Here is a 24567-nt window from a genome sequence, read left to right as displayed (position 1 = left end):
GCCGAGAGGCAGGTGAGGACGGCCGCAGCCGTCCAGTGGGCCGGGGCGCCCAGTGCCAGGGCCGCGGCCGCCCAGGCCGCCGCCGCGGGGGGCACCAGGCGGAGGTCTGGTGGGCCCTCCTGGTGGGGGTTCGCGGCGCCCAGTGGGTTGTCGGAGGCCGCGTGGACCGCCGGGCGGGTTGGGCGGGTCGGGCGGGGCAGAGAAGTCGGGCGTCCGGGGCTCGTCACGGGCGGACCAGGGGGCTGAGGTCGGCGAAGCGGCGGTCGCCGATACCGTTCACCTCGCGCAGTTCATCCACGGACCGGAAGCCGCCGTGCTCGGTGCGGTAGTCGAGGATGTGCTGGGCGAGCACCGGACCCACCCCGGGCAGTGTGTCCAGTTGCTCCGCCGTCGCCGTGTTGAGGCCGATGGGTTCCGCCGGGCGCGCCGGGCCCCCGGTCGGCGCGGCGCCAACCGGCGGTGCCGGTACGCCCACCACCACCTGTTCGCCGTCCATCAGCACCCGCGCCCGGTTCAGCGCCGTCGTGTCCGCGCCCGGCTCGGCGCCCCCCGCCGCACGCAGCGCGTCGGCCACCCGTGATCCCGCCGGCAGCCGCAGCACCCCGGGCCGCCTGACCTTGCCGCCCACGTCGACCACCACACGGTCCGTGGGCGCCGCGGAGGGCGGTGCCGACGGCGGAACGACCGCCGCCGCCCGGACCGTCTGCGGAGCCCGGACCGACCTCGGCCGCGCCGACCAGAAATGCTGGGCCGCCAGGACCCCCGCCACGACCAGGACCACGGCGAGCGCGGCGAGCGTCCTGGGCTCCAGACCACAGCGGAGCTGAAGCCACAACGGCAGCCGCTCGCCCACCGCCTGGGCCACCCGCTCCCGCCTCCGCCCTGCGGCCGGGGGAGGAGGATCCGGCGTCGCCGGCACGGACGGCCCCGCCGACGCCGGCAGTTCGGCGGGCGTCGGTGACCCGGCGTCAGGCGGGACAGGGCGCGGCGGCTCCGCCACCCGCACGCGCTCCTCCGCCCGCCTCGGCGGTGACAGTCCGTCACCCCTCGGCCCGTCGGCGAACAGCGCGTCCGCCCGGCGCCGCAGCGCCGTGGACGTCGTGGATGCCGTCGACGCCGTCGATCCGCCTCCGCGAGAACGCGGACGGAGACGGCGTCCGCGCCGCGCGCGGCTGTCGGAGCCCGGCGCCCGGCCCGGGCCGCTGGTCGGAGAACTGGTCACGGAACGTGTTCGGAAGGTCATGCCTCAACACGTTAGGCACATCCGCCGAACCTCGCGGATCACCCTCAATTCCGGTGGACAACCGACCCGTTGTGGATAACTCCGTCACCCGTACGAGTCACGCACACTGGTCACGCTCACGAGTCATGCACAGGAGCCACGCACCCGTGTCAGCGCGGCGAGATCACAGCCCCCAGCAGCCCCGGCCCCGTATGCGCCCCGATCACCGCGCCCACCTCGCTGACGTGCAGATCCACCAGCCCCGGAATCCGCTCCCGCAACCGCTCGGCCAGCGCCGTCGCCCGGTCGGGCGCCGCGAGATGGTGCACCGCGATGTCCACCTGGCCGGTCCCGGCCCGCTCCGCGACGATCTCCTCCAGCCGGGCGATCGCCTTCGACGCCGTCCGTACCTTCTCCAGCATCTCGATCCGCCCGCCCTCCAGCTGCAACAGCGGCTTCACCGCCAGGGCCGAGCCGAACAGCGCCTGGGCCGCCCCGATCCGCCCGCCCCTGCGCAGATAGTCCAGCGTGTCGACGTAGAAGTACGCAGACGTCCCGGCGGCCCGCTTCTCCGCCGCCGCCACCGCCTCGTCCAGCGTGCCGTCCGCCTCCGCCACCTCGGCCGCCGCCAGCGCGCAGAACCCGAGCGCCATCGCCACCATCCCGGTGTCCACCACCCGCACCGGCACCGGAGCCTCCTTGGCGGCCAGCACGGCGGCGTCGTACGTCCCCGAGAACTCGGCGGACAGGTGGAGCGAAACGATCCCGCTCGCGCCGGCCTCGGCGGCCGTACGGTACGCGGCGGCGAAGACGTCGGGGCTCGGCCGGGACGTCGTCACGGAGCGTCGCTTCTGGAGGGCGACCGCCAGCGAGCGGGCCGAGATCTCCGTACCCTCTTCCCACGCCCTGTCGCCGAGCACGACGGTCAGCGGGACCGCGGTGATGCCGTGCCGCTCCATCGCCTGGGGTGGCAGGTAGGCCGTGGAATCGGTGACGATCGCGACATGGCGGGACATGAGCGGGAGGTTACCCGCCGTCGCCCCCGGTCGGCAGCCCGGGACCGCCTCAATGATCGCTTCCGTCCGGACCGACGTCGAATCGGTCACTTCCAGCGCCCGTATTCCGTCACTTACAGCGCCCGCATCCCGTCATTCACCGGTCCCGTGTACCCGTCACCCCGAGATCCAGGTCCCGTGTCCCGTCACCCCAAGATCCCGGTCCCGCTCAGTTCATGGTCTCCGGCCGGGCCTGCCTGGCCTGTTTCTGCCACGGGTAGACGGTCTGCCGCGGGTCCGGCGGCTCGATCGCCTCCGCCCTCGGCGCGTCCGTCCTGCCGTCCGCCGCCGCCGGCGGCTCCTCCCCGTGCGACTCCACCGTCGACCAGTGCCGCAGCGCCCCCGACTCCATGTCGATCTGCTCGCTCAGGGACGACAGGTCGTCCTCCGCGAACTTCCGCGCCCGGTCCCGCGCCGCCCACCGCAGGGAGTCCGCCGAACGCGTGATCCGCTCCGTACGCTCCCGCAGCCCCGGCAGGCGCTCCGTGACCCTCGCCCGGTCCGGGTCGCGCTCCATCTGCCGGAGATCGTCGTCCAGCTCCCTGCCGTGCGCGCTCAGGCGCTCGAACAGGGCGACCGACTCCGACAGCGAGGCGTCCTCGGCCGCGCCCGCGTGCAGCGCCTCCTGCGTCGCCTTCATCGACGTACGCAACCGGACCCGCAGCTGCGCCAGCTCGCCCGGTACGCCCATCTGTCCCATGCTCCGCGCGCGCAGCGTGGTGTCCTCCACGGTCCTGCGGGCCTGCGAGATCGTGCGGTCGACCCCGCGCTTGGCCGCCTTGACCGCCTTGACGCTCGCGAACACCCCCAGGGCCACGAAGGCGACGAAGAGTAGCGCCAGGATCAGGATCACGGCTTCCATGAGCGCCCCTCGGGGGTTGGGTCGGAAACATCTCGTTCGTCCGTCACGCCTTCCACCGTGGCCGCCGCGGCTTCCACTGTGGTTCTTCCACCGTAAACGGAACGGGCAGGCAAAGGGTTCCGTAGGAACCCTCAACCTGCCCGTAAGGGGAAGCCCTAAGCAGCCCTGAGCGGACCCGAGCGGACCTGAGCCGCCCCGACCACCCGCCGACCACCCGCCGGCCCCCGCCGTCACACGACGATGTTCACCAGCTTCGGCGCCCTGACGATCACCTTCCGGATCGTCGCCCCGCCCAGCGCCGCGACCACCGTCGCGTCACCCAGCACCAGCGCCTCCAGCTCCGCGTCCGAGATCGACGCGGACACCTCCAGACGCGCCTTGACCTTGCCCTTGACCTGCACCACGCACGTCACGGTCTCGTCCACGACATACGCCGGGTCGGCGACCGGGAAGTCCTGGTGCACCACCGAGTCGGCGTGGCCCAGCCTGCGCCACAGCTCCTCGGCGATGTGCGGGGCCAGCGGCGCGACCAGCAGCACCAGCCGCTCGGCGACCGTCCGCGACACCGGACCGCCCGCCTTCGTCAGGTGGTTGTTCAGCTCGGTGACCTTGGCGATGGCGGTGTTGAACCGCAGCCCCGCCATGTCCTGCGCGACCCCGTCGACGGCCTTGTGCAGCGCGCGCAGCGTCTCCTCGCCGGGCTCCGTGTCGACCACGGTGACCTCGCCCGTCGTCTCGTCCACGACATTGCGCCACAGCCGCTGCAACAGCCGGTACTGACCGACCACCGCACGGGTGTCCCACGGACGCGAGACGTCCAGGGGGCCCATGGCCATCTCGTACAGGCGCAGGGTGTCCGCGCCGTACTCCGCGCAGATCTCGTCCGGAGTGACGGCGTTCTTGAGGGACTTGCCCATCTTGCCCAGTACGCGTGTGACCTTGGCGCCCTGGTACCAGTACCCGCCGTCGCGCTCCTCGACCTCCGCGGCCGGCACGGCGATGCCCCGGCCGTCCCGGTAGACGAACGCCTGGATCATGCCCTGGTTGTAGAGCTTGTGGAACGGCTCGACCGACGAGATGTGCCCCAGGTCGTAGAGCACCTTGGACCAGAACCGCGCGTACAGCAGGTGCAGTACGGCGTGCTCCGCGCCGCCCACGTACAGGTCGACGCCGCCGTGCGGCTGCCCCTCGCGGGGGCCCATCCAGTACTGCTCGATCGCCGGGTCGACCAGCTTCTCGCTGTTGTGCGGGTCCAGGTAGCGCAGCTCGTACCAGCAGGAACCGGCCCAGTTCGGCATGGTGTTGGTCTCACGCCGGTAGCGCTTGACGCCCTCGCCGCCGCCCAGGTCCAGCTCCACGTCCACCCAGTCCTGCTTCCGCGACAGCGGCGGCTCGGGCTGGGTGTCGGCGTCGTCCGGGTCGAACGTCCGTGGCGAGTAGTCGTCGACCTCGGGCAGTTCCAGCGGCAGCATCGACTCGGGCAGCGCGTGGGCGATGCCGTCCTCGTCGTACACGATCGGGAACGGCTCGCCCCAGTAGCGCTGGCGGCTGAACAGCCAGTCGCGCAGCCGGAAGTTCACCGTGCCCTCGCCGATGCCCCGGGCCGCCAGCCAGTCGGTGATCTTCGCCTTGGCGTCGGCCACGCCCAGTCCGTCCAGGACGATCGCGTCGTTCGCGGAGTTGACGATCTTCGCGTCGTACGAGGCGAACGCGTCGTCCCACTCCGCCGGGTCGGCGGACCGGCCGTCGGACGGCTCGACCACACAGCGCATCGGCAGCTCGAAGGCGCGCGCGAACGCGAAGTCACGGCTGTCGTGCGCCGGGACGGCCATGATCGCGCCGGTGCCGTACCCCATCAGGACGTAGTCGGCGATGAAGACGGGCACGGGCTCGCCGCTGACCGGGTTGGTCGCGTACGCGCCGGTGAAGACACCGGTCTTGTCCTTGGCCTCGGCCTGCCGCTCGACGTCGGACTTCGACGCGGCCTGCTTGCGGTACGCGTCGACCGCCTCGGCCGGGGTCGCGTGGCCGCCCGTCCACACCTCGTGCGTGCCGGCGGGCCAGGCGGCGGGGACGATCCGCTCGACCAGTTCGTGCTCCGGGGACAGCACCATGTACGTGGCGCCGAACAGGGTGTCCTGACGGGTCGTGAACACCGTGATCGCGCCGGCGTCACCGACCGGGAAGTCGACCCGCGCGCCCTCGCTGCGGCCGATCCAGTTGCGCTGCTGCGCCTTGATGGCGTCCGGCCAGTCCAGCGCCTCCAGGTCGGCCAGCAGGCGGTCGGCGTAGGCGGTGATGCGCATGTTCCACTGGCGCAGCTTGCGCTTGAAGACCGGGAAGTTGCCGCGCTCGGAACGGCCCTCGGCGGTGACTTCCTCGTTCGCCAGGACCGTGCCCAGGCCGGGGCACCAGTTGACGGGGGCGTCGGAGGTGTACGCCAGCCGGTACTCGCCCAGCACGTCGGCGCGTTCGACGGCGTCCAGCGCACTCCAGGGGCGCCCGTCCGGCGTCGCGCGCCGTCCGCTCTCGAACTGCGCCACCAGCTCCTCGATCGGGCGCGCCCGGTCCGCTTCGTCGTCGTACCAGGAGTTGAAGATCTGGACGAAGATCCACTGGGTCCACCGGTAGTAGTCCGGGTCGATCGTCGCGAAGGAGCGGCGCGTGTCGTGACCCAGTCCCAGCCGGCGCAGCTGGGCCTTCATGTTCTCCATGTTGGCCTCGGTGGAGGCCCGGGGGTGCGTGCCGGTCTGCACCGCGTACTGCTCGGCGGGCAGGCCGAAGGCGTCGAAGCCCAGCGTGTGCAGGACGTTGTGACCGGTCATGCGCTGGTGGCGGGCGAAGACGTCCGTGGCGATGTACCCGAGGGGGTGCCCGACGTGCAGGCCCGCGCCGGAGGGGTACGGGAACATGTCCATGATGAACTTCTTGGGCCGCGCGACCAGCCCGGGGTCCCCGGCCAGGTCACCGGTGGGGTTCGGCGCCTCGTACGTGCCCTCGGCGGCCCAGCGGTCCTGCCAGCGTGCCTCGATGTCGGCGGCCATGGCAGCCGTGTAGCGGTGCGGCGCGGCCGTCTCGGTGGCGGCCGGAGCCGTGTCGGCGGCAGCGGAATTCGTCTCGCTCATGATCCTTCGAAGCTCCATCGATCGTCTCTGCCTGCGGCGAATGAAAAAGCCCCTCGCACAGGAGGGGTCAGCCGCGCCGATTCCGACCGGATCTTCCATCCGTCGGGACTGATCAGCGCGGCCCGCCGAGCAGAAGGCGTACGGCACGCATGGCGTCAGGGTACCGCAGGGCCCGGACGGCCCGCACCGGAGATCCGGCGGGGCGGGTCGGCGGGACGGAAAGCGAGAACCGGAGGACCGGCGTGTCGGCTGGACGGCGATCACCGATCACCTCGCCGACCCAAGGGGAGCGCCTTACTCCGCGTATCGCCCCTATCCGGGGCAAGCTCAAAGTCGGTTACCTCACCTTCCCTTGGTTAAACCTGAGAATCGGTCTCTGCCTGGTATCGCTCCACTTAGCATGCGGCAACGGGACCGCTTTCCCGAGCCATTCGGAGTCGACCCCCATGAACCCTTCTCGCAATCGCAGGATCAGTTCGTCGCCCGCGCTGGACCCCGGCATGAGCCGGCAGGTCCAGGGCGGGCTGACCGTCGCCGCACTGGTACTCGTACCTCTTCTCGCCGTCGCGACAGGCGACGCCTTCCGCGCCGCGCTCGATTTCGCAGCCGGCGTGCTTTCCCTCGTGTCCCTGACGGCAGCCGTCGCGTGGGGGCTGATAGCCACCGACCGGCTGCTGCTCTCCTCGCGGCACCGGCTGCTCGCGCAGGGCATCCACCGGGCGACGGCCGTGGCCTCGCTCGGCTTCCTGCTGCTGCACGTCACCGTCAAGGTGTCGCTGGGGCACGTCTCGCTGATCGGCGCCCTGGTGCCGTTCGGCCTGGGGATGACCGGTACGAACGGTCTCATCGGTTTCGGTTCGCTCGCCGGACTCCTGATGATCGTCGCCGCCACCACCGGGGCGATGCGCAGTGCCTTCGCCGCCCCCGGCCGCATCGCCGGCCGCTGGCGGGCGATGCACATGGTCGCGTATCCGGCCTGGTGCTTCGCCCTGGTGCACGGCCTCTACACGGGCCGGCCGGCGGCCACCTGGGTCACCACGATGTACTGCGTCTCGCTCGTCGGAGTGGCGGCGGCCGTGTCCCTGCGGCTCCTCCCCCGCCCGGTCCAGAACCGGATCGCCGACCAGCTGATCGCACTGACCGGCGGACAGCGCCGTACGGCGGAGCCGGAGCAGTCGCTCCGGGACCTGTCGTCGGATCCGCTGCCCGGAGCGACGGGCCTCACCCCGAGGCCCGAGTACGAGCAGCTCCGCCGTGAGCCGTCCTTCTCGGCCTCGGCGCAGCCGCTGGGCGCCCCGCTCGGCCGGCCGCGGACCCCACCGCGGCTCGCCCCGCCGTCCCCGCCGCTGTACGAGGCGGAGCGGGCCCCCATGGGCCTGTACGCGGGCGGCTCGGGCGCGTCGGGCGGCGATTCGCTGTCCGACGCGTTCACGGACCCGTTCTCGGGCCGTGCCCCCGATCCGGTGTCCGGACCCGGAACCGGCCTCTCGGCCGGCTACCGCGCGGTCTCCCTGGGTACGGACCCCACCACCGTTCTCCCGGTCACACCGCCCTACGGCGCGGCGCCGGGATCCCCGTCCGGCCCGCTGTCCGGTCCCCCGTCCGGCGACGTCCCGCTCGCCGAACGCATCCCCATGACCGAGGAACTGCCGATCATCACCGAAGAGTCCACCGGCCGTCCCGGCTCCTGGCCGGCGCCCTCCCCGCCGCCGCCCGGACAGGCCTTCGCTCCCCCCGCCCCGGCACCCGCCCCGGCCCCCTCCCCGTACGACACGGGATCCGTCCCCTCGTACGGCACGGGCTCGACGCCTCCGTACGACACCGGGTCGGTCCCGGCGTACGACACCGGCTCCGCCCCTTCGTACGACACGGGGTCGACCCCGGCGTACGACACCGGTTCCGTGCCCGTCTACGGGCCCAACGCGGCCTCCCCGTACGACACCGGCTCGATCCCCGCGTACGACACAGGCGCCCTCCCCGCCTACGACACGGGCAACCTTCCTCCGTACACGGGCCAGTCGCCCGCCTCCCCGGTCGGGCCTTCCTACGAAGGCGCGGCGTACGACGGAACGGGGCCCCGTCCCGGCAGCGAGCCCCCGCCGGGTCCGCTCTACCAGCCCCCGGCCGGGGAGCCCTGGACCGCACCCGCAGGAGACCGACCGTGAACGCCCCCCTCCCCGACGTCCCCGAGGTCCGCGTCGTCGGCCTGCCCCAGCTGACGCAGGGGTTCGACCTGGTCGAACGGCTCGACCTGCCCATGCACCTGAAGGTGCACGGGCCGCTCCAGCCGATGACCGGCGAGCGGCTGGCGCAGCTCGCGGAGAACATCACCCTGCGCGGCCGCGGCGGCGCGGGCTTCCCCTTCGGCAAGAAGCTGCGGGCGGTCGCCCAGGCGTCGATCCGGCGCGGGGTCAGGCCCGTCGTGGTGATCAACGGCAGCGAGGGCGAGCCCGCGTGCCGCAAGGACACCGTGCTGCTCAACCGGGCGCCGCACCTGATCCTGGACGGCGCCCTGCTGGCCGCCGAGGCGCTCGGCGCCCGCACCCTGGTCGTCGCCGTCACCCGCAACTCCACGGAGATATCCATGCGGGCGGCGCTCGCCGAGCGCGGTCTGTCCGACCGGCGCGGCCAGCAGTTGCGCGCGCGGGTGGTCCGTACGCCCGAACGCATGGTCTCCGGCGAGGCCTCGGCGGTGATCCGCGCCATCGGCGGCGGGCCCGCCCTGCCGCCGGGGCGCAGGGAACGCGCGGCGGAGTCCGGCGTCGGCGGAGCGCCGACCCTGCTCTCCAACGCCGAGACGTACGCACAGCTGGCCGTCGGCGCCCGGATCGGCGCCCGCCGCTACGGCCATACCGGGCTGGAAGACGAGCCGGGCACCGTCATGCTGACCGTGTCGGGCGCGGTCGCCCGGCCCATGGTCATCGAGGTGCCGACCGGTGTGCCGCTGCGGTACGTCCTCCAGATGGCCGGCGCCCCGCCGCTGCCCCAGGGCGTGCTCACCGGCGGCTACCACGGCAACTGGATCGACGCGGTGGCCGCCCATGAGGCGGTCGTCTCGCGGGCGTCCCTGGCGGCCGTGGGAGGCTCCCTGGGCGCCGGGGCGATCCTGCCCATCGGCCCCGAGACGTGCCCGCTGGGCGAGGCCCTGCGGGTGGCCAACTGGCTCGCGGCCGAGACGGCGGGCCAGTGCGGCCCCTGCAAGCTCGGTCTGCCCGCCGCGGCCGGCGGTCTGTCCGACGTGATCAACGGGGGCGGCCCGACCGCCCTGGAGGCGCTGCGCGCCGTCACCCAGGCGGTCAAGGGCCGGGGCGCGTGCAAGCACCCCGACGGCTCCGCGCGCTTCTTCGCCTCCACCCTGTCGGCGTTCACGGACGACCTGGCCGCGCACATGCTGCACGGCGGGTGCGGGCGTGAGACGACCGGGGTCCTCCCGCTGCCGGGTCCTGGCTACCAGGAGGCCGAGGAGTCGATCCCGAGCGGCGAGAAGCTCGCCGTGGACTGGACGCTCTGCCAGGGCCACGGGCTCTGCGCGGACATCGTGCCCGAGCTGATCCGGCTGGGCCCCGACGGCTATCCGGCGCTCGCGGACGCATCGGTCCCCATGCACATGCGGGGCCGCGCGCAGCGCGCCGTGCGCCGCTGCCCGGCGCTGGCGCTCCGTATCGAGCAGTCCGAGCCGGAACGGCCCGCGCGCGCGGCGCTGCCGCCCGGCGGCGGCCGCAAGGCCCTGGGCCCCGGCCGGGGTTGAGCACGAAGAAGCGGGCCACCCGATCGGGTGGCCCGCTTCTTCATGTGCTCTACGAAGTGAAGCTGATGCACTGTGGAGCTAAGGAGAATTGAACTCCTGACCTCTTGCATGCCATGCAAGCGCTCTACCAACTGAGCTATAGCCCCGCGCCGGGTCTCCCCTGCGGTGACGCCAACATTAACGGTCCCTCCCGCCGAGCACCAAATCGATTCCCCTCCGTACGGATGTGCCCGGTACGGACGTCCTCCGCGACCGCGTCGCGAAGGACTCCGTCAGGCGGTCGCGAAGGAGTAGAAGCGCTTGAGGGTGCAGTGTTCGTCGAGGAGACGTCCGTAGATGGGCTCGCCTTCGAGCTCACGGTAGGTCTCGATCGGGTCGCCTTTTATGATCAGTGCCCGTGCGCACTCCTCGCACCAGTACTGGTAGTCGGCGTGGAGCGGATCCATGTCCCTGACGATCGGCGTGCCGCTGCCGCACCAGTCGCACTTACGCCTGTGAGCACCCATCACTCAGCTCCGGCCGCGGCCGCGGACCTCCGTCGTGGCAGGCAGGTCATCGTCCCCCTCGACGCCGCTGGCGGACATGCGCGCTCTCCCTCCGGGTCCAGGCCGGCGTCCCCCTCCGGCCGTCCGATTCTGCCACGCCCGCGCAACGGGGTCAGCATGAAAAGGCCTGCCGGTGAAGGCTCATAGCGGACGTCAGCGCATGGTAGGGGCCTTTCGCCCGGCGACGGAACCGACCGCCGCGCCCAGGACACTCGCGCCGGCGAGCGCGAGCATGCAGATCCACAGCGCGTCCGCGGCCGCGCCGGGTCCCGAGGCGTCCAGACGGTTCAGGAAGAGTGTCCCGAATGTCGCGACCCCGAGCAGCTGGCCGAGTTGGGTGACGGTGGCGAGCAGTCCGCTGGCGTCGGCCGCGTCCTCCTGGCGTACGGTCGCCAGCGCACGGGCCAGTACGGGGCTGAAACCGAGCGACAGTCCGGCGCCGAGGCCCATGAAGGCGGCGTACATCGCGACTCCGCCGTCGCCCACGTCACGCAGTACCCATCCCACGGCGACGGACGAGACGGCGGCCAGCGCGAACCCACCGGGGACCAGGGCCCTGTGCAGCCGCCGGGGCCAGGTGCGCCAGGTCAGGCCGATGAGGCCGAAGACGACCGCCGTCGGCGCGAAGGACAGTCCCGCGCGCAACGGGCTGTAGCCCAGGACGCCTTGGATGTAGAGGGTGAGGGAGAAAAGGAAACCGGCGTTGACGGCCATGACCAGCAGGATGCGTACGGCCGCCAGGGCCATCCCCGGAATGCGCAGCACACGCGGGGCGATCAGCGGGGCTCCCCCGTCGCGCGCGAGCCGGGACTCGAACGCGAGGAAGCCGCAGAAGAACACCACGGACGCCCCCAGCGACAGCCACGACCAGAGGGGCCAGCCCTCCTCCTGACCGAGCACCAGCGGTACGGTCAGCAGCGACACGGCCCCGGCCAGCAGCACCAGGCCCGGCAGGTCGAGCGAGCGCGAGCGTTCCGGTTCGCCGCGCCGGTCCTTGGGCAGCACCCGGGCGCCGAGCACCAGCAGGACCGCGCCCACGGGCACGTTGACCAGGAAGACCGGCCGCCAGCCCTCCCCGAACAGGTCGGCGCTGACGAGCAGTCCGCCCACGACCTGCCCGGCGGCGGCCCCGGTGGCGAGGACGGCGGCGTACGCGCCGAGCGCACGCCCGCGCGCCTCACCGGTGAAGTTGCGCTGGATGAGGCTGAGCACCTGAGGGATCATCAGGGCCGCACCGGCGCCCTGGATCAGCCGGAAGGCGATCAACTGCCCCGTGCCCGCGGCCAGTCCGCAGGCGAGCGAGGAGACGGTGAAGACGGCGAGCCCGCCGAGGTACATCCGCCGGTGGCCCAGCAGATCGCCCAGCCTGGCGCCGGTGATCAGCAGGACGGCGTACGAGACGGTGTAGCCGGCGATCACCATCTGCAACCCGGCGCCGGAGGCGTGCAGTTCGGTACGGATCGTCGGAGCGGCGACGTTGACGATGAAGACGTCGAGCAGCGCCATGAACTGGGCGGCGAGCACCACCGCGAGCAGCATGCCGGGCCGCTTGTCAGTGGTACCGGCTTTACTGGATGTGTCGGATCCGGCGGATGTGTCGGGTCCGGCGGACCTGCCGGGGCGGGCGGATCTGCCGGGGCGGGCGGAGGTCGCGGCGCCGGGGCTCGCGGCCGAAGGGGTCGTGGTCATGGCACCGAGCCTGCGGTGCGTCGGATACGGGTAACGAGAGCCCCTTGATGCTGGTACTGGCACCACCTGGCAGCGGCCTCTCCGGAAGCGCACGATGGGGGCGTGACAACGATGACCGTGCGGCACACCACAAGCGGCGGCCGCCGCAGGCCCGAGCTGGCGGCCTTCCTGCGCAGCCGCCGGGCCCGGGTGACCCCCGCCGACGTCGGCATGCCCCCGGGGCTGCGCCGCCGCACCCCGGGCCTGCGGCGCGAGGAGGTCGCGCAGCTCTCCGGGGTGGGGGTGACCTGGTACACGTGGCTGGAGCAGGGCCGCCCGATCAACGCCTCGGCCCAGGTGCTCGACGCCATCGCGCGCACGCTCCGCCTGGACCGTACCGAGCGGGAGCATCTGTACCACCTGGCGGAGGTGCCGCACGACCCGGACCCGGAGACGGACTCGCTCGCCGTCACCCCCGAGGTCCAGGGCATCATCGACGCGCTCGACCCGCTCCCCGCGGTGGTCTACAACGGGCGGTACGACATCCTGGCCACGAACGGGGCGTACACCGATCTCTTCGAGGAGATACCGCGCCCCGCCGGCCCGTGGAACGTGCTGTGGGTCCTGTTCACGGTGCCCGACACCCGCTGCCCGCTGGTCCATCCGGAGAGGGAGCTGCCGATGATGGTGGCGACGCTGCGGGCCACCTACGGACGCCATGTAGGAGAGCCCGTATGGGAGTCGTTCGTCCGCCGCCTGGCCCGCGCGAGCCCGTACTTCGCCGAGCTGTGGGAGCGGGGGGACGTGGCGCCGTCGGGCTCCAGGACGAAGACCTTCCACCACGAGGAGGTGGGCGAGATACGGATGACGTCGGTCTCGCTGGCGATCACCGGCATGCCGGAGTGCCGGATCGTCGTGTACACCCCGGGCGACGAGGAGAGCCGCGACCGCACGGCACTGCTCCGCGCCCGGCGCGCGCTGACCCCCTGAGACGGCTGACGGACAGCAAAAATCCCGTCCCCTGCGGGGGACGGGATCCACACTTCGTGCGACTGATTGTGGAGCTAAGGAGAATTGAACTCCTGACCTCCTGCATGCCATGCAGGCGCTCTACCAACTGAGCTATAGCCCCTCGTGTCCTGTGCGCTCGCGCGCTGCGGACTAGAAGAACTTTAGCCTGCGACCAGCCGGAAAGTGAAATCAGACGTCGTCGCCGAGCACCGGCTCGGGAAGCGTGCCGGCGTTGTGCTCCAGGAGACGCCAGCCGCGCGCGCCCTCGCCGAGGACGGACCAGCAGCAGTTCGAGAGACCCCCGAGGCCCTCCCAGTGGTGCGCCTCCAGGCCGAGCAGCCGACCGATGGTGGTGCGGATCGTGCCGCCGTGGCTGACGACGACGAGCGTGCCGTCGTCGGGCAGCTTCTCGGCGTGCCGGAGCACCACCGGCGCGGCCCGGTCGGCGACCTCGGTCTCCAGCTCGCCCCCGCCGCGCCGCACGGGCTCACCGCGCTTCCACGCGGCGTACTGCTCGCCGAACCGCCCGACGATCTCCTCGTGCGTCAGCCCCTGCCAGTCCCCCGCGAAGGTCTCGCGGAGCCCGGCGTCGTACGCGACCTCCAGGCCGGTGAGGCCGGCCAGCTCGGCGGCCGTGGCCGCGGCCCGGGAGAGGTCGGAGGCGACGATCGCGTCGGGCCGCAGGGACGCCAGCAGCCGCGCGGCCCGCCGCGCCTGGGCCACGCCCGCGTCGGTCAGCTCGATGTCCGTGGAGCCCTGGAAGCGGCGCTCCAGGTTCCACGCCGTCTGGCCGTGCCGCCACAGGACGATGCGGCGTCCTCTGCCGCGTCCGCTGCCGTTCAGCTCAGCTCACCGTCCGCGTCACCGGCGATCCCGGCGGGCTCGGCGGCCTTCGTACGGGTCTTCACGGCGTCCTCGGGCAGGGGCAGCTCGGGGCAGTCCTTCCACAGCCGCTCCAGGGCGTAGAAGACCCGCTCCTCGGTGTGCTGCACGTGGACGACGATGTCGACGTAGTCGAGGAGGATCCAGCGGGCGTCGCGGTCGCCCTCACGGCGCACCGGCTTGACGCCGAGCTGCTTCTGGATCTGCTCCTCGATCTCGTCGACGATCGACTTGACCTGGCGGTCGTTGGGCGCGGACGCGAGCAGGAAGGCGTCCGTGATCGACAGCACGTCGCTGACGTCGTACGCGATGATGTCGTGCCCGAGCCGGTCGGCGGCCGCCTGGGCGGCGACGGTGACGAGCTGGACGGAACGTTCGGTTGCGGTCACAAGCAGGCTTTCGTGTCGGCGGTCGTGGAGAGAACCAGGATCTCACGGACCGCCGACACCGGGCGCAGCTCTCCCGCCCCGGCCGGGTCGCGCGCGGCCGGGGCGGGTCAGGACTCAGTTCGGGGAGTAGTCCTGACCGAGGACGACCGACACGTCGGCGTTGGCGGCGGGTGTGCCCTTCTTCACCGCGTCGGTCGGCAGCCCGAGGGTCTTGGCGACCTCCACGGCCTGGTCCTTGATCGCCGCGTCACCATAGATGACCTGCGAGGACGCCTCCGCGTCCGCCGAACCGGCGTCCACGTAGCTGTAGCCGCCATTGATCACGGCGGTCCGCGCTGCCTCGGCCGCGCTCGTGCCGCCGCTGGCGTCCTCGACCCCCACGCGCAGGGCGCTGCCCTTCTCCGGGGCGCTGACCGAGCCGCCGAGAATGTCCTTCACCACACCGGCGACGGCGGAGTCGCTGAGGGTGCCGTCGGGCTGCACGGGCAGGAGAGCCGTCTTGTAGTCGCCCTCCTTCGCGTGCAGGGACAGCTTGGCGAGGGCGGCGCCCAGGTCGGCCTCGGTCAGCGACGGGTCGAGGATCTGCCCGAGGGTCTGCACGGTGACGGTCGCGGCCTTCGGGTCGTCGGACATCTTCCGCAGCACCCCCTGGAGGACCTGGCCGAAGCGCTGGAGCTGCTTGGCCTCGGGCTCGCCGGGGCCGCGGTACGTGGCGTACGCGACGGCCGCCTTGCCGCTGAGGGTCTGGTTCTCGCCCTTCCGTACCACCGGCTGGTCGCCCTTCTTCGCGCCGGGCACGTCCGTGTCGGTGGTGAGGTCGATGTTGCCGACGAGCTGGACGAGGTTGTCCAGGTACGGGGTGTCGAGCCGCCAGGTGCCCGAGATCTCGGTGCCGAGCAGCGTGCCGAGCGCCTTGCGGGTGGTGTCGGAGCCGTCGTCGTCCACGGACTTGCCGAGCGTGACCCCGGAGCCGTCGTCGCCCTCCACGGAGAGCGAGTTGGGCAGCAGGACGGTGGTGCCCTGGCCGGTCGTGGCGTTGTTGACGAGCAGCGCCGTCGAGGTGCCCTTCGCCTTGGTGTTGTGCAGGTGGACGACGATCACGTCACGCTTCTGCGCGCCGCCCGCGGCGGTGTTCCCCTTCGTGTCCGCCCCGGCGGAACCGGGCAGCTTGCCCGCGTACCAGAGGTAGCCGGCCCCGCCCGCGACGACCAGGACGACGGCGACGACCAGGGCCACCACCCGGGACCGGCCCCGGCGCTTGGCCTCCTCGCGCCGCTCGGACCGGCTCTCGGTGAACTTGAGCCAGTCGATGACGTCCTCGGAGTCCTCGTCGGGCTCCTCCGTGAAGGCGAACTGCTCGTCGACGGCGGGGCGCCGCTGCTCGGGGACGGCCGCCTGACCGGCCTCGGGGGCGGCCTGGCGCGGCGGCGCCTCGTGCCGCGGCTCGTGAGGCGCCTCCTGCTGCTGCGGGATCCACTGCTGGGTGGCGTCCACGGCGACGGGCTGCTGGGCCTGCTGCTGCCCGGTGTCGTAGCCGTACCCGTCGTACCCGTAGCCGTCCTGCTGCTGGGCGGGCTGAGGATGCTGCTGCCCGTAGTTCTCATAGGGCTGCTGCGACTGCTGCGGGGCCTGCTGCTGGGCATACGGGTCGTACGTCTGCTGCGGCTGTCCGTACGCGTCGTACTGCTGCGTCTGGGGCTGCTGCGTCTGAGGCTGCTCGTACACCGGCTGCCCGTACTCGTCGTACCCGACGATCCGAGGCTGTGCGTAATAGGGGTCGTACGGGTCGTACGGCTGCTGCTGGTCGTTCACCGGTGTCCCTCTCCGTGACTCATTCGCCGCGGTACAACTGCCTCTTGTCGATGTAACGCACCACACCGTCCGGGACCAGGTACCAGACCGGATCGCCCTTCGCGACGCGCTCCCGGCAGTCCGTGGAGGAGATCGCCAGTGCCGGGACCTCCACCAGCGACACACCGCCCTTGGGCAGCCCGTCGTCCGTCAGGTCGTGGCCGGGCCGCGTGACCCCGATGAAGTGGGCCAGCGAGAACAGCTCTTCGTGGTCCCGCCAGCTCAGGATCTGCGAGAGCGCGTCGGCCCCGGTGATGAAGAAGAGGTCCGCGTCGTCGTTGCGGGAGCGCAGGTCCCGCAACGTGTCGATCGTGTACGTCGGCCCGCCGCGGTCGATGTCGATGCGGCTGACCGAGAACTGCGGATTGGACGCCGTGGCGATGACCGTCATCAGATAACGGTCCTCCGCCGGGGAGACCACCTGACGGCTCTTCTGCCACGGCTGTCCGGTCGGTACGAACACCACCTCGTCGAGCTGGAACCGTATGGCGACCTCGCTGGCCGCGACCAGGTGCCCGTGGTGGACCGGGTCGAAAGTCCCGCCCATCACGCCGAGTCGGCGCCTGCCCCGGCCGGGGGCCGCGACGGGGCCGGCGGGCGTCTGCTGCTCTCCCATGCGTGCAGAGCGTACTTGCACCGGGTTGCGTACCGGCCTCAGCGGTCGCGGTTGAAGCGGGTGGTGATCCACAGCAGCAGGAGGAGCGCGAACAGCGCGCCGCCGCCCGTGAGGTACGGGCTGAGGCTTTCGTGGTTGCCGCCGCCGTGCTCGGCACCCTCGGCGAGCGTGACCAGGTTGGCGGCGGTGCCGGTGAGGCTCATCTTCAGCAGGCCCTTTTCGTCGGGAGTCGGTGAGACGTCGCGCACATCGTATGCGGGCGCCTCGGGCACGCTCACGCCGACTCAGTCGTTGTGGTCCTTGTCGCGGTAACCGCGCAGCAGGAACCAGGCGAGCAGAGCGACTCCGACCAGGGAGACGACGAGCACGATCCGGATCGTATCGCCGGGACCCTGCTGGTCGGAGGCCGCGGCGAGCAGTGTGGCGGGGAAGGGCATGTCGGCTGTGCTCCTCGGTGTTCTCGGGCTTCACGGGCCCCCTTCACACGGTAGACGCACCACCTAGGGTGGGGTTCGTCAGGGGGACGGGCCTTGGACTCGTAGAACAGGGGGCATCCATGACAGAAGAGATCCACGACAACGTGCCGAGCAGGCAGCGCAAGCGCTTCCCGGGCATCTCCTCACGCGCGTACGAACATCCCGCGGACCGCTCGGCGCTGGTGGCCCTGCGCAAGCTCACCGGTTTCGACACGGTGTTCAAGGCGCTGAGCGGGCTGCTGCCGGAGCGCAGTCTGCGGCTGCTCTTCCTGTCGGACTCGGTGCGCGTGAGCGAGGCGCAGTTCGCGCACCTCCACACCATGCTCCTCGACGCGTGTTACGTACTGGACCTGGCGAAGGTCCCGGCGATGTACGTGACGCAGGACCCGCGGCCCAACGCCATGTGCATCGGCCTGGACGAGCCGATCATCGTGGTGACCACGGGGCTCGTGGAACTGCTCGACGAGGAGGAGATGCGGGCGGTCGTCGGCCACGAGGTGGGCCACGCCCTGTCCGGCCACTCCGTCTACCGTACGATCCTGCTCTTCCTCACCGGCCTCGCGCTCAAGGTCGCGTGGATCCCGCTGGGCAATGTCGCGATCATGGCGATCGTGACGGCGCTGCGCGAGTGGTTCCGCAAGTCGGAACTGTCCGCGGACCGGGCGGGACTGCTGGTCGGTCAGGACCTCAAGGCGTCCATGCGCGGCCTGATGAAGATCGCGGGCGGGAACCACCTGCACGAGATGAACGTGGACGCGTTCCTGGAGCAGGCGGAGGAGTACGAGGCCGGGGGCGACCTGCGCGACTCGGTGCTCAAGATCCTCAACATTCTGCCCCGTACGCACCCGTTCACGACGGTGCGGGCGGCCGAGCTGAAGAAGTGGGCCGAGAGCCGCGACCACCAGCGGATCATGGACGGCCACTACCCCCGGCGCGGCGAGGACAAGGAGACGTCGGTCACCGACTCCTTCCGCGAATCGGCCTCGCACTACGCGGACACGGTCCGCACCAGCAAGGACCCGCTGCTGAAGCTGGTCGGTGACCTCGCGGGCGGCGCGGGGGACCTGGGCGGCAAGCTGCGCGACCGCTTCGGCGGCGGTACGGCCGGCCCGAAGACCCCGCCGAACGGCGAGGCGGCGGAGGGCCAGGCCTGACCGACGGGTCCGGCACGGCGCGCGGGGTGCGGGGGGCCGGGCTCAGGGAGACCTACGGCTTCGGCTCGGCCCCCGTCGACAGCATCCCGCACAGGCCCGTCCCGATCGGGCCGGTGGCGAACGGGTTGGTGCCGGGCGGCCGCTCGGCCACCGTCGTCCGCGCCCCCGCCAGGAGGGGCCGCAGCGTCCTCGGCGGCGCGGCCGAGCAGGCCTGCGGCCCGACCTGGGCCTGGCTCAGCAGCAGCTCGGCCTGGTGCTTCGCCAGGTCGTTCTGGTCGAAGCGGAAGCGCAGCTCGCGCCGGACGGTGAAGAGCGAGGCGTCCCGTACGGGCACCGCCGACGACGCGGCGGGCCGCAGCGCGTAGACGAAGGTGTGGTCGGAGCTGACCTCCAGGATCCCCGGCCCCGTCTCCTCGACGCGGAGCGTGCCGTGCACCCGTACCTCGTCGGCGGCGGGGGCCACCTTCGCCGGGTCGAAGCGCACCAGCCATCCCGCCGGGACGTGCCGCCCGTCGTCCGCCGGCGCGCTGAAGCTCCGGTCGAACTGGGTCAGCTGGTCGGGGTCGAGCAGCGCCCGTACGGGCCGCACCGTACGGCCCGCGAGGACGTCCGGGTCCAGCGAGGACGCCACGAGGTAGTCCTTGACGGTGGTCAGCGCGGCGACGACCTGGCTCTCGGTGAAACTTCTGGTCCCCCGCACACCCGGCAGGGTGATCCCGGCGGCCCCGGCACGGAACTGCGCGGCCGGACTGTGCGCGAAGAGGCCGTCGGGAGTGCCGCCCGGCACCCGCCCGGCCGGGGCCAGCGGGATGACCGTCATCCGCAGCGCCTCCGCCGTCCCGTGGGTCGAGGGCCGGTACGGACTCCGTACGCCCAGGTAGATCGCCGTGCCGAAGGCCAGGGCGACCACCAGGAGCAGGACGAGCGCCTGCCGGGGGCCGTGCAGGAAACCGCGGCGCCTGCCCCGCCTGACGTGCTTGGGCGGCAGGCTCCGGACGGCCGCGTGGGCGTGGTCGCCGCCCAGCCGCTCCCGCGCCGAGTACTCCTGGAGCCGGGCAGCGCGGATGAACGACTCGTCGAACACGACGGACCGGTACTCGTCATCGCCGTTGGGGGAGCCCTCGGGTGCCCCTTCAGGTGGCTCTCCGCGCCCTGCCATACCTTCAGGGTAGGTCGGCGGGGGCAAACGTAAACGCTCCGCCTCAGGGCGAGTTCCGCCGGACACCGTTGGTCCGTTCGGGTGAGCGGGTCCCCGGATCACGGGTGGCGCGGCCCCCGGAACACCCCGGCGGAGCCCCGTGCCGGGCGGTGGTCAGGGCGTGTGCGGTACGGCGCCGGTCGCCGGGGCCGTACGGTCCTGGTCCCGGGAGACCCCCGCCCCCGGCCCGATCACGGGACCGACGACGGGCGCGCCCGAACGGGTCGTGTCCACCCCGGTCGTGGCGGGAGCGGGCGCCGGGTCCTGGCGGCCGCTCGCCGCCCCGCGGTAGACGGCGCTGAAGGCGAGCGCGACCATCCCGATGCCCAGCAGCAGGGCGAGGAGCCAGGCGACGGGACGGTGCCAGCGGGCGTTGCCGCGGTACGGGCGCAGGGCGCCGCCGTGCGGTCCGTACGGCCCCGCGTACCCGTCCGGGTCGTCGGGGTCGTATCCGTACCCGTCCTCCCGGTCGTCACCGCCACCGGGCCCGTAGAACTCGTCGTAGAACTCGTCGTCCGGCGGGCCGCCCGACCGCAGGCGGGCCGCCTCCGCGGCGGCGCGTGCCTCGGCGGCGGCCAGCAGCCGCTCGACCGCGCTGGGTTCATGGAAGGTGGCGGACTTGATGAAGGCCTCGTCGAACACCACGGAGGCGAAGTCCTCGTCCGCGCCTCCGCGGTCGTCGTCGGGCTCCCAGCCGTCCGGGAACGGCCTGCCCCCCACGTCGTCCGGCACGATCCCAGGGTAAACCGGGCGAGTCGTTTTGGGCAGGCGGAGTCCAAAGTCCGGGTGGTCACCTCACCTGGTGTGACCGTCCCCGGTCACGATGTACTTGGTGGAGGTCAGTTCGGGCAGTCCCATCGGCCCGCGCGCGTGCAGCTTCTGGGTGGAGATGCCGATCTCGGCGCCGAACCCGAACTGGCCGCCGTCGGTGAAACGCGTCGAGGCGTTCACGGCGACCGTCGTGGAGTCCACCAACTGGGTGAACCGCCGGGCGGCGGCCTGCGAGGTGGTCACGATCGCCTCGGTGTGGCCCGAGGACCAGAGCCTGATGTGGGCGACGGCCGAGTCCAGCGAGTCGACGACGGCCGCGGCGATGTCGTACGACAGGTACTCCGTCTCCCAGTCCTCGGCGGTGGCCGCCACGACGGTCGCCTTGGTACCGCCCGCGTACGCGAGGACCCGCTCGTCGGCGTGCACGGTCACGCCCGCGTCGGCGAGCGCGTCCAGCGCGCGGGGCAGGAACGCGGCCGCGATGTCCTGGTGGACGAGCAGCGTCTCGGCGGAGTTGCAGACGCTGGGCCGCTGGGCCTTGGAGTTGATCAGGATGTCGACGGCCATGTCGAGGTCGGTGTCGGCGTCCACGTACACGTGGCAGTTGCCGGTCCCGGTCTCGATGACCGGGACGGTGGACTCCTCGACGACCGTACGGATCAGGGAGGCGCCGCCGCGCGGAATCAGGACGTCGACCAGGCCGCGCGCCCGCATCAGCTCCCGTACGGAGTCGCGGCCCTCGCCGGGCACCAGCTGGACGGCGTCGGCGGGCAGCCCGGCGCCCCCGACGGCGTCGCGGAGCACCCGGACGAGTGCGGTGTTGGAGGAGATGGCGGAGGACGAGCCGCGCAGCAGCACGGCGTTGCCCGACTTGAGGCACAGGGCGGCGGCGTCCACGGTGACGTTGGGGCGGGCCTCGTAGATGATCCCGACGACACCGAGCGGCACCCGTACCTGCCGCAGGTCGATGCCGTTGGGCAGCGTGGAGCCGCGGACGACCTCGCCGACCGGGTCGGGCAGGGCCGCCACGTCCCGTACGTCGGCGGCGATGGCCCGCACCCGCTCGGGCGTGAGGGTCAGCCGGTCGATGACGGTCTCGGTGGCCCCCGCCTCCCGGGCGCGCGCCACGTCCTCGGCGTTGGCCGTGACGATCTCGTGGGTACGGACCTCCAGCGCGTCCGCGATCGCCAGCAGCGCGTCGTCCTTGGCCGCGCGCGGCAGCGGCGCGATGTCGGCGGCGGCCGCGCGGGAGCGGTAGGCGGTCCTGGCGACCGGGGAGAGGTTGTCGTACGGCGAGAGCGAGGTCATGCCCGCAGGGTAGTGCGCGCCCTGCGGGCATTCCGCACCTATTCCGCACTCCGAGACACGTCACGGGACACGCGTGGGGCCCGTGGGACCGGGGGCGGCGGACGGGTCAGAACGGATGGACCCCCACGGGCGCGGCGGGCGGCGGCCCGTATCCCTCCGCGATGCGCAGGTGGTACGTCTCGCGGTCGATGACCTCCAGGCCCACGATCTCCCACGGCGGCAGCTTCGCGCTGGACCGGTGCTCCCCCCAGAGCCTCAGTGCCACCGCGGCCGCGTCGTGCAGGTCCCGGGCCTCCTCCCAGTAGCGGATCTCCGCGTGGTCGTTCGCGTACCGGCTGGTCAGCAGGAAGGGATGGTCGTGGGCCAGCTGTTCCAGGCCGCGTCTGACCTCCGTCAGCGGAGCCTCGGAGCCCGAGACGCTGAGTGTGATGTGCCAGAGCTTGGACACCTGGCGCTCTTCTCCCCGCGCTTCCTTTCCCGATCCTGCCTCCCTCTGTGGCTCGTCGCCGCCGCCGTCGCGGTCGAAGTCCTGTCCCGCTTCGACGCTGGTCAGGGTTCGTGTCTTCCCCGCCACCCGCCGGGCGTGGGCACTGCCGCCGTTCCCTCGGGGCACCGCCCCCGGGCGCGCTCGTCTCACCAGCGGCCTCCTGTTGTTGCTGCGTCGTCGTGCTGTTCCCCTGTGGACCGACCGGTCCTGCTCCCGGGGATCCCTCCTGGGATCGTGCCCCGGATTACCCCTGGGACAAAGTTGACCAGCCCGGGCGCCGATGTGGGGCGGTTTTCCCCAAGGTCCCTGTCCGGCGGAGCCGGTTTCAGCCGTTTCAGGGCCGCGGGCCGGGGTGGAGAATCACCAGATCGTCTCTGTGTACGACCTCGCGTTCGTAGGCGGGGCCCAGCTCACGGGCCAGGTCGCGGGTGGAGCGGCCGAGGAGCTGGGGGATCTCTTTCGCGTCGAAGTTGACGAGCCCGCGGGCGACGGCGCGGCCCGCCGTGTCCCGCAGTTCCACCGGGTCGCCGGCGCTGAACTCCCCCTCCACGGCGGCGATTCCGGCCGGCAGCAGCGAGGTGCGGCGCTCGACGACGGCCCGTACGGCGCCGTCGTCCAGGGTGAGGGCGCCCTGGGGGGTGGAGGCGTGGGCCAGCCACAGCAGGCGGTCGGCCGAGCGGCGTCCCGTGCGGTGGAAGTACGTGCCGGTGTCGCGGCCCGCGAGCCCGTCGGCGGCGTGGCTGGCGGAGGTGAGCACGACCGGGATGCCGGCGGCGGCGGCGATCCTGGCGGCCTCGACCTTGGTGACCATGCCGCCGGTGCCCACGCCCGCCTTGCCCGCGCTGCCGAGGGAGACGCCCGCGAGGTCGGCGGGGCCGCGCACCTCGGCGATCCGGGTGGTGCCCGGGGTGCTCGGGTTGCCGTCGTAGAGCCCGTCGACGTCGGAGAGGAGGACGAGGAGGTCGGCCCGGACGAGATGGGCGACGAGCGCGGCCAGCCGGTCGTTGTCGCCGAAGCGGATCTCGTCGGTGGCGACGGTGTCGTTCTCGTTGACGACGGGGACGGCGCCCATGCCGAGGAGCTGGTCGAGGGTGCGGTACGCGTTGCGGTAGTGGGAGCGGCGGCTGGTGTCGTCGGTGGTCAGGAGGACCTGGCCGACCCGGACGCCGTAGCGGGCGAAGGAGGCCGTGTAGCGGGCGACCAGGAGCCCCTGCCCGACGCTGGCGGCGGCCTGCTGGCGCGCCAGGTCCTTGGGGCGTCCGGTCAGGCCGAGCGGCGCCAGTCCGGCGGCGATGGCGCCGCTGGACACCAGCACGATCTCCTTGGGTCCCGTCTCGCCCGGTGCCTGCTCGCCGTTGCCGCCGCGCACCGTGGCCAGGACGTCCACCAGGGCGTCGACCCGGTCGGCGTCGAGCCCGCCGGAGGCGGTCGTCAGCGAGGAGGAACCGACCTTGACGACGATCCTGCGGGCCCCTGCCACCACGTCCTGCCGTACCGCTGCCACGTGCCTTGCCTCTGCTCTCACTGTCGGGCCGCCTCCCGGCCGGTCAGCGTACGCGCACCCGGGCGGCCGGCGCCGGGACTTTTCAGCCGCTGAGACGGCGGGCGCGCAGCTCGCTCCTGAACGACACGCAGTCCTCGTACGCGGGCAGCAGGCCCTGCCGTTCGGCCTCGGCCAGGGTCGGCGCCTCGGCGTCCTTGGGCGAGAGCAGCGGGGGGATGTCGGCGGGCCACTCGAGGGCCAGCGCGGGGTCGAGCGGGTGGATGCCGTGCTCCCGGGTGGGCGCGTATCCCTCGGAGCAGAGATAGACGACGACGGTGTCGTCCGTCAGCGCGAGGAAGGCGTGCCCGAGCCCCTCGGAGAGGTAGAGCGCGTGGTGGGTGTCGTCGTCGAGCCGGACGATCTCCGACTGCCCGTACGTGGGCGAGCCGACCCGGATGTCCACGACGGCGTCCAGGACGGCCCCGCGCACGCACTTGACGTACTTGGCCTGGCTGGGCGGCACGTCGGCGTAGTGGATCCCGCGCAGGGTGCCGCGCCTGGAGACGGAGTAGTTGGCCTGGGCGAGGTCGAGGTCCTGGCCGGTCGCCTCCCGGAAGTCGGCGGCGCGGAACCACTCGTGGAAGCTGCCGCGCTCGTCGGGGAACACCTTGGGCTCGTGGATCCAGGCGCCTTCGATGGACAGGGGTCGCATGATG

22 protein-coding genes and 2 tRNA genes are annotated in these 24567 nt (G+C 72.3%); 4 read left to right on the top strand and 20 right to left on the bottom strand.

What is annotated here, in order from left to right:
* Window positions 1-223: 223 nt before the first annotated feature.
* The 4 genes from ACIODU_RS13865 to leuS form a co-directional block, all read right to left on the bottom strand.
* The gene (locus ACIODU_RS13865) at window positions 224-865 is read right to left on the bottom strand and encodes a helix-hairpin-helix domain-containing protein (protein WP_401767326.1); all 642 of its coding nucleotides are present in this window, start codon (window positions 863-865) and stop codon (window positions 224-226) included.
* A 527-nt stretch (window positions 866-1392) separates the two neighbouring features.
* Entirely contained in the window at window positions 1393-2238 is an 846-nt protein-coding gene (locus ACIODU_RS13860; RefSeq protein WP_356432775.1) for a DegV family protein, read from the bottom strand.
* Between the two features lie 208 nt (window positions 2239-2446).
* Complete coding sequence (locus ACIODU_RS13855) at window positions 2447-3139, bottom strand: hypothetical protein (protein ID WP_356432777.1); 693 nt, start codon at window positions 3137-3139, stop codon at window positions 2447-2449.
* 230 nt (window positions 3140-3369) lie between these two features.
* A complete protein-coding gene (gene leuS / locus ACIODU_RS13850) occupies window positions 3370-6264 on the bottom strand; it encodes a leucine--tRNA ligase (RefSeq protein ID WP_401767323.1) in 2895 nt (964 codons plus the stop codon).
* Between the two features lie 446 nt (window positions 6265-6710).
* Between leuS and ACIODU_RS13845 the strand changes: the two genes are divergently transcribed.
* Entirely contained in the window at window positions 6711-8429 is a 1719-nt protein-coding gene (locus ACIODU_RS13845) for a ferric reductase-like transmembrane domain-containing protein (protein ID WP_356432781.1), read from the top strand.
* The gene (locus ACIODU_RS13840) at window positions 8426-10012 is read left to right on the top strand and encodes an NADH-quinone oxidoreductase subunit NuoF family protein (protein WP_161312003.1); all 1587 of its coding nucleotides are present in this window, start codon (window positions 8426-8428) and stop codon (window positions 10010-10012) included. Before ACIODU_RS13845 ends, ACIODU_RS13840 begins: the two co-directional genes overlap by 4 nt.
* Window positions 10013-10085: 73 nt before the next feature.
* Here the strand turns inward: ACIODU_RS13840 and ACIODU_RS13835 are convergent.
* The 3 genes from ACIODU_RS13835 to ACIODU_RS13825 form a co-directional block, all read right to left on the bottom strand.
* A tRNA-Ala gene (locus ACIODU_RS13835) sits at window positions 10086-10158 on the bottom strand.
* Between the two features lie 126 nt (window positions 10159-10284).
* Entirely contained in the window at window positions 10285-10518 is a 234-nt protein-coding gene (locus tag ACIODU_RS13830) for a hypothetical protein (RefSeq protein ID WP_356429996.1), read from the bottom strand.
* 192 nt (window positions 10519-10710) lie between these two features.
* Window positions 10711-12096 (bottom strand): MFS transporter, encoded by a 1386-nt coding sequence (locus tag ACIODU_RS13825; protein WP_401767375.1) that lies wholly within the window; start codon window positions 12094-12096, stop codon window positions 10711-10713.
* A 261-nt stretch (window positions 12097-12357) separates the two neighbouring features.
* Here ACIODU_RS13825 and ACIODU_RS13820 point away from each other — a divergent pair, with 261 nt between their 5' ends.
* Complete coding sequence (locus ACIODU_RS13820; RefSeq protein ID WP_401767373.1) at window positions 12358-13215, top strand: helix-turn-helix transcriptional regulator; 858 nt, start codon at window positions 12358-12360, stop codon at window positions 13213-13215.
* A 69-nt stretch (window positions 13216-13284) separates the two neighbouring features.
* Here the strand turns inward: ACIODU_RS13820 and ACIODU_RS13815 are convergent.
* The 7 genes from ACIODU_RS13815 to ACIODU_RS13785 all read right to left on the bottom strand — a co-directional run bounded on the left by ACIODU_RS13815 (window position 13285) and on the right by ACIODU_RS13785 (window position 17411).
* Window positions 13285-13357: transfer RNA gene (locus ACIODU_RS13815), tRNA-Ala, on the bottom strand.
* A gap of 68 nt (window positions 13358-13425) precedes the next feature.
* Entirely contained in the window at window positions 13426-14079 is a 654-nt protein-coding gene (locus ACIODU_RS13810) for a histidine phosphatase family protein (protein ID WP_356430004.1), read from the bottom strand.
* Window positions 14076-14507: a ribosome silencing factor gene (gene rsfS / locus ACIODU_RS13805; protein WP_401767320.1), complete on the bottom strand. Its 432-nt coding sequence runs from the start codon at window positions 14505-14507 to the stop codon at window positions 14076-14078. The genes ACIODU_RS13810 and rsfS overlap by 4 nt, the downstream gene beginning before the upstream one ends.
* Window positions 14508-14621: 114 nt before the next feature.
* Window positions 14622-16319, bottom strand: a complete 1698-nt coding sequence (locus ACIODU_RS13800; RefSeq protein WP_356429993.1) for a LytR C-terminal domain-containing protein — start codon at window positions 16317-16319, stop codon at window positions 14622-14624.
* A gap of 19 nt (window positions 16320-16338) precedes the next feature.
* Window positions 16339-16974 carry a nicotinate-nucleotide adenylyltransferase gene (gene nadD / locus ACIODU_RS13795; protein WP_356429990.1) on the bottom strand — a complete coding sequence of 212 codons (636 nt, stop codon included), beginning with the start codon at window positions 16972-16974 and terminating at the stop codon, window positions 16339-16341.
* Between the two features lie 38 nt (window positions 16975-17012).
* On the bottom strand, window positions 17013-17252 hold the full coding sequence (locus ACIODU_RS13790) for a hypothetical protein (RefSeq protein WP_356430013.1): 240 nt from the start codon (window positions 17250-17252) through the stop codon (window positions 17013-17015).
* Window positions 17253-17258: 6 nt separating this feature from the next.
* Window positions 17259-17411: a hypothetical protein gene (locus tag ACIODU_RS13785; protein WP_356429988.1), complete on the bottom strand. Its 153-nt coding sequence runs from the start codon at window positions 17409-17411 to the stop codon at window positions 17259-17261.
* A gap of 119 nt (window positions 17412-17530) precedes the next feature.
* On the opposite strand from ACIODU_RS13785, the gene ACIODU_RS13780 reads away from it, so the two are divergent.
* A complete protein-coding gene (locus tag ACIODU_RS13780) occupies window positions 17531-18604 on the top strand; it encodes a M48 family metallopeptidase (RefSeq protein WP_401767317.1) in 1074 nt (357 codons plus the stop codon).
* A 52-nt stretch (window positions 18605-18656) separates the two neighbouring features.
* Here ACIODU_RS13780 and ACIODU_RS13775 read toward each other — a convergent pair whose 3' ends face one another.
* From ACIODU_RS13775 to rfbC, 6 genes are all read right to left on the bottom strand, one after another.
* On the bottom strand, window positions 18657-19763 hold the full coding sequence (locus ACIODU_RS13775; protein ID WP_401767315.1) for a hypothetical protein: 1107 nt from the start codon (window positions 19761-19763) through the stop codon (window positions 18657-18659).
* 153 nt (window positions 19764-19916) lie between these two features.
* Window positions 19917-20534: a hypothetical protein gene (locus ACIODU_RS13770; RefSeq protein WP_401767314.1), complete on the bottom strand. Its 618-nt coding sequence runs from the start codon at window positions 20532-20534 to the stop codon at window positions 19917-19919.
* Between the two features lie 63 nt (window positions 20535-20597).
* Window positions 20598-21881 carry a glutamate-5-semialdehyde dehydrogenase gene (locus ACIODU_RS13765; RefSeq protein ID WP_161312013.1) on the bottom strand — a complete coding sequence of 428 codons (1284 nt, stop codon included), beginning with the start codon at window positions 21879-21881 and terminating at the stop codon, window positions 20598-20600.
* Between the two features lie 106 nt (window positions 21882-21987).
* Window positions 21988-22518, bottom strand: coding sequence for a hypothetical protein (locus tag ACIODU_RS13760; RefSeq protein WP_356429977.1), 531 nt, complete (start codon window positions 22516-22518; stop codon window positions 21988-21990).
* A 184-nt stretch (window positions 22519-22702) separates the two neighbouring features.
* Complete coding sequence (gene proB / locus ACIODU_RS13755; RefSeq protein ID WP_356430002.1) at window positions 22703-23848, bottom strand: glutamate 5-kinase; 1146 nt, start codon at window positions 23846-23848, stop codon at window positions 22703-22705.
* A 106-nt stretch (window positions 23849-23954) separates the two neighbouring features.
* Window positions 23955-24563, bottom strand: a complete 609-nt coding sequence (gene rfbC, locus ACIODU_RS13750) for a dTDP-4-dehydrorhamnose 3,5-epimerase (protein WP_401767311.1) — start codon at window positions 24561-24563, stop codon at window positions 23955-23957.
* Between the last annotated feature and the right edge of the window lie 4 nt (window positions 24564-24567).

This window comes from Streptomyces sp. NPDC088261 (assembly GCF_044740805.1).
GTDB lineage: Bacteria > Actinomycetota > Actinomycetes > Streptomycetales > Streptomycetaceae > Streptomyces.
The sequence above is the reverse complement of the archived record's forward strand: the minus strand, read 5'-3'. Positions and strand labels throughout refer to the sequence as shown.

Bases quoted from the DNA above. Each gene is read 5' to 3' on its own strand.
- ACIODU_RS13860 (WP_356432775.1), bottom strand. From the start codon at position 2,238: ATGTCCCGCCATGTCGCGATCGTCACCGATTCCACGGCCTACCTGCCA.
- ACIODU_RS13855 (WP_356432777.1), bottom strand. From the start codon at position 3,139: ATGGAAGCCGTGATCCTGATCCTGGCGCTACTCTTCGTCGCCTTCGTG.
- leuS (WP_401767323.1), bottom strand. From the start codon at position 6,264: ATGAGCGAGACGAATTCCGCTGCCGCCGACACGGCTCCGGCCGCCACC.
- ACIODU_RS13845 (WP_356432781.1), top strand. From the start codon at position 6,711: ATGAACCCTTCTCGCAATCGCAGGATCAGTTCGTCGCCCGCGCTGGAC.
- ACIODU_RS13830 (WP_356429996.1), bottom strand. From the start codon at position 10,518: ATGGGTGCTCACAGGCGTAAGTGCGACTGGTGCGGCAGCGGCACGCCG.
- ACIODU_RS13825 (WP_401767375.1), bottom strand. From the start codon at position 12,096: ATGCTGCTCGCGGTGGTGCTCGCCGCCCAGTTCATGGCGCTGCTCGAC.
- ACIODU_RS13820 (WP_401767373.1), top strand. From the start codon at position 12,358: ATGACCGTGCGGCACACCACAAGCGGCGGCCGCCGCAGGCCCGAGCTG.
- nadD (WP_356429990.1), bottom strand. From the start codon at position 16,974: ATGGGAGAGCAGCAGACGCCCGCCGGCCCCGTCGCGGCCCCCGGCCGG.
- ACIODU_RS13785 (WP_356429988.1), bottom strand. From the start codon at position 17,411: ATGCCCTTCCCCGCCACACTGCTCGCCGCGGCCTCCGACCAGCAGGGT.
- ACIODU_RS13780 (WP_401767317.1), top strand. From the start codon at position 17,531: ATGACAGAAGAGATCCACGACAACGTGCCGAGCAGGCAGCGCAAGCGC.
- ACIODU_RS13775 (WP_401767315.1), bottom strand. From the start codon at position 19,763: ATGGCAGGGCGCGGAGAGCCACCTGAAGGGGCACCCGAGGGCTCCCCC.
- ACIODU_RS13765 (WP_161312013.1), bottom strand. From the start codon at position 21,881: ATGACCTCGCTCTCGCCGTACGACAACCTCTCCCCGGTCGCCAGGACC.
- rfbC (WP_401767311.1), bottom strand. From the start codon at position 24,563: ATGCGACCCCTGTCCATCGAAGGCGCCTGGATCCACGAGCCCAAGGTG.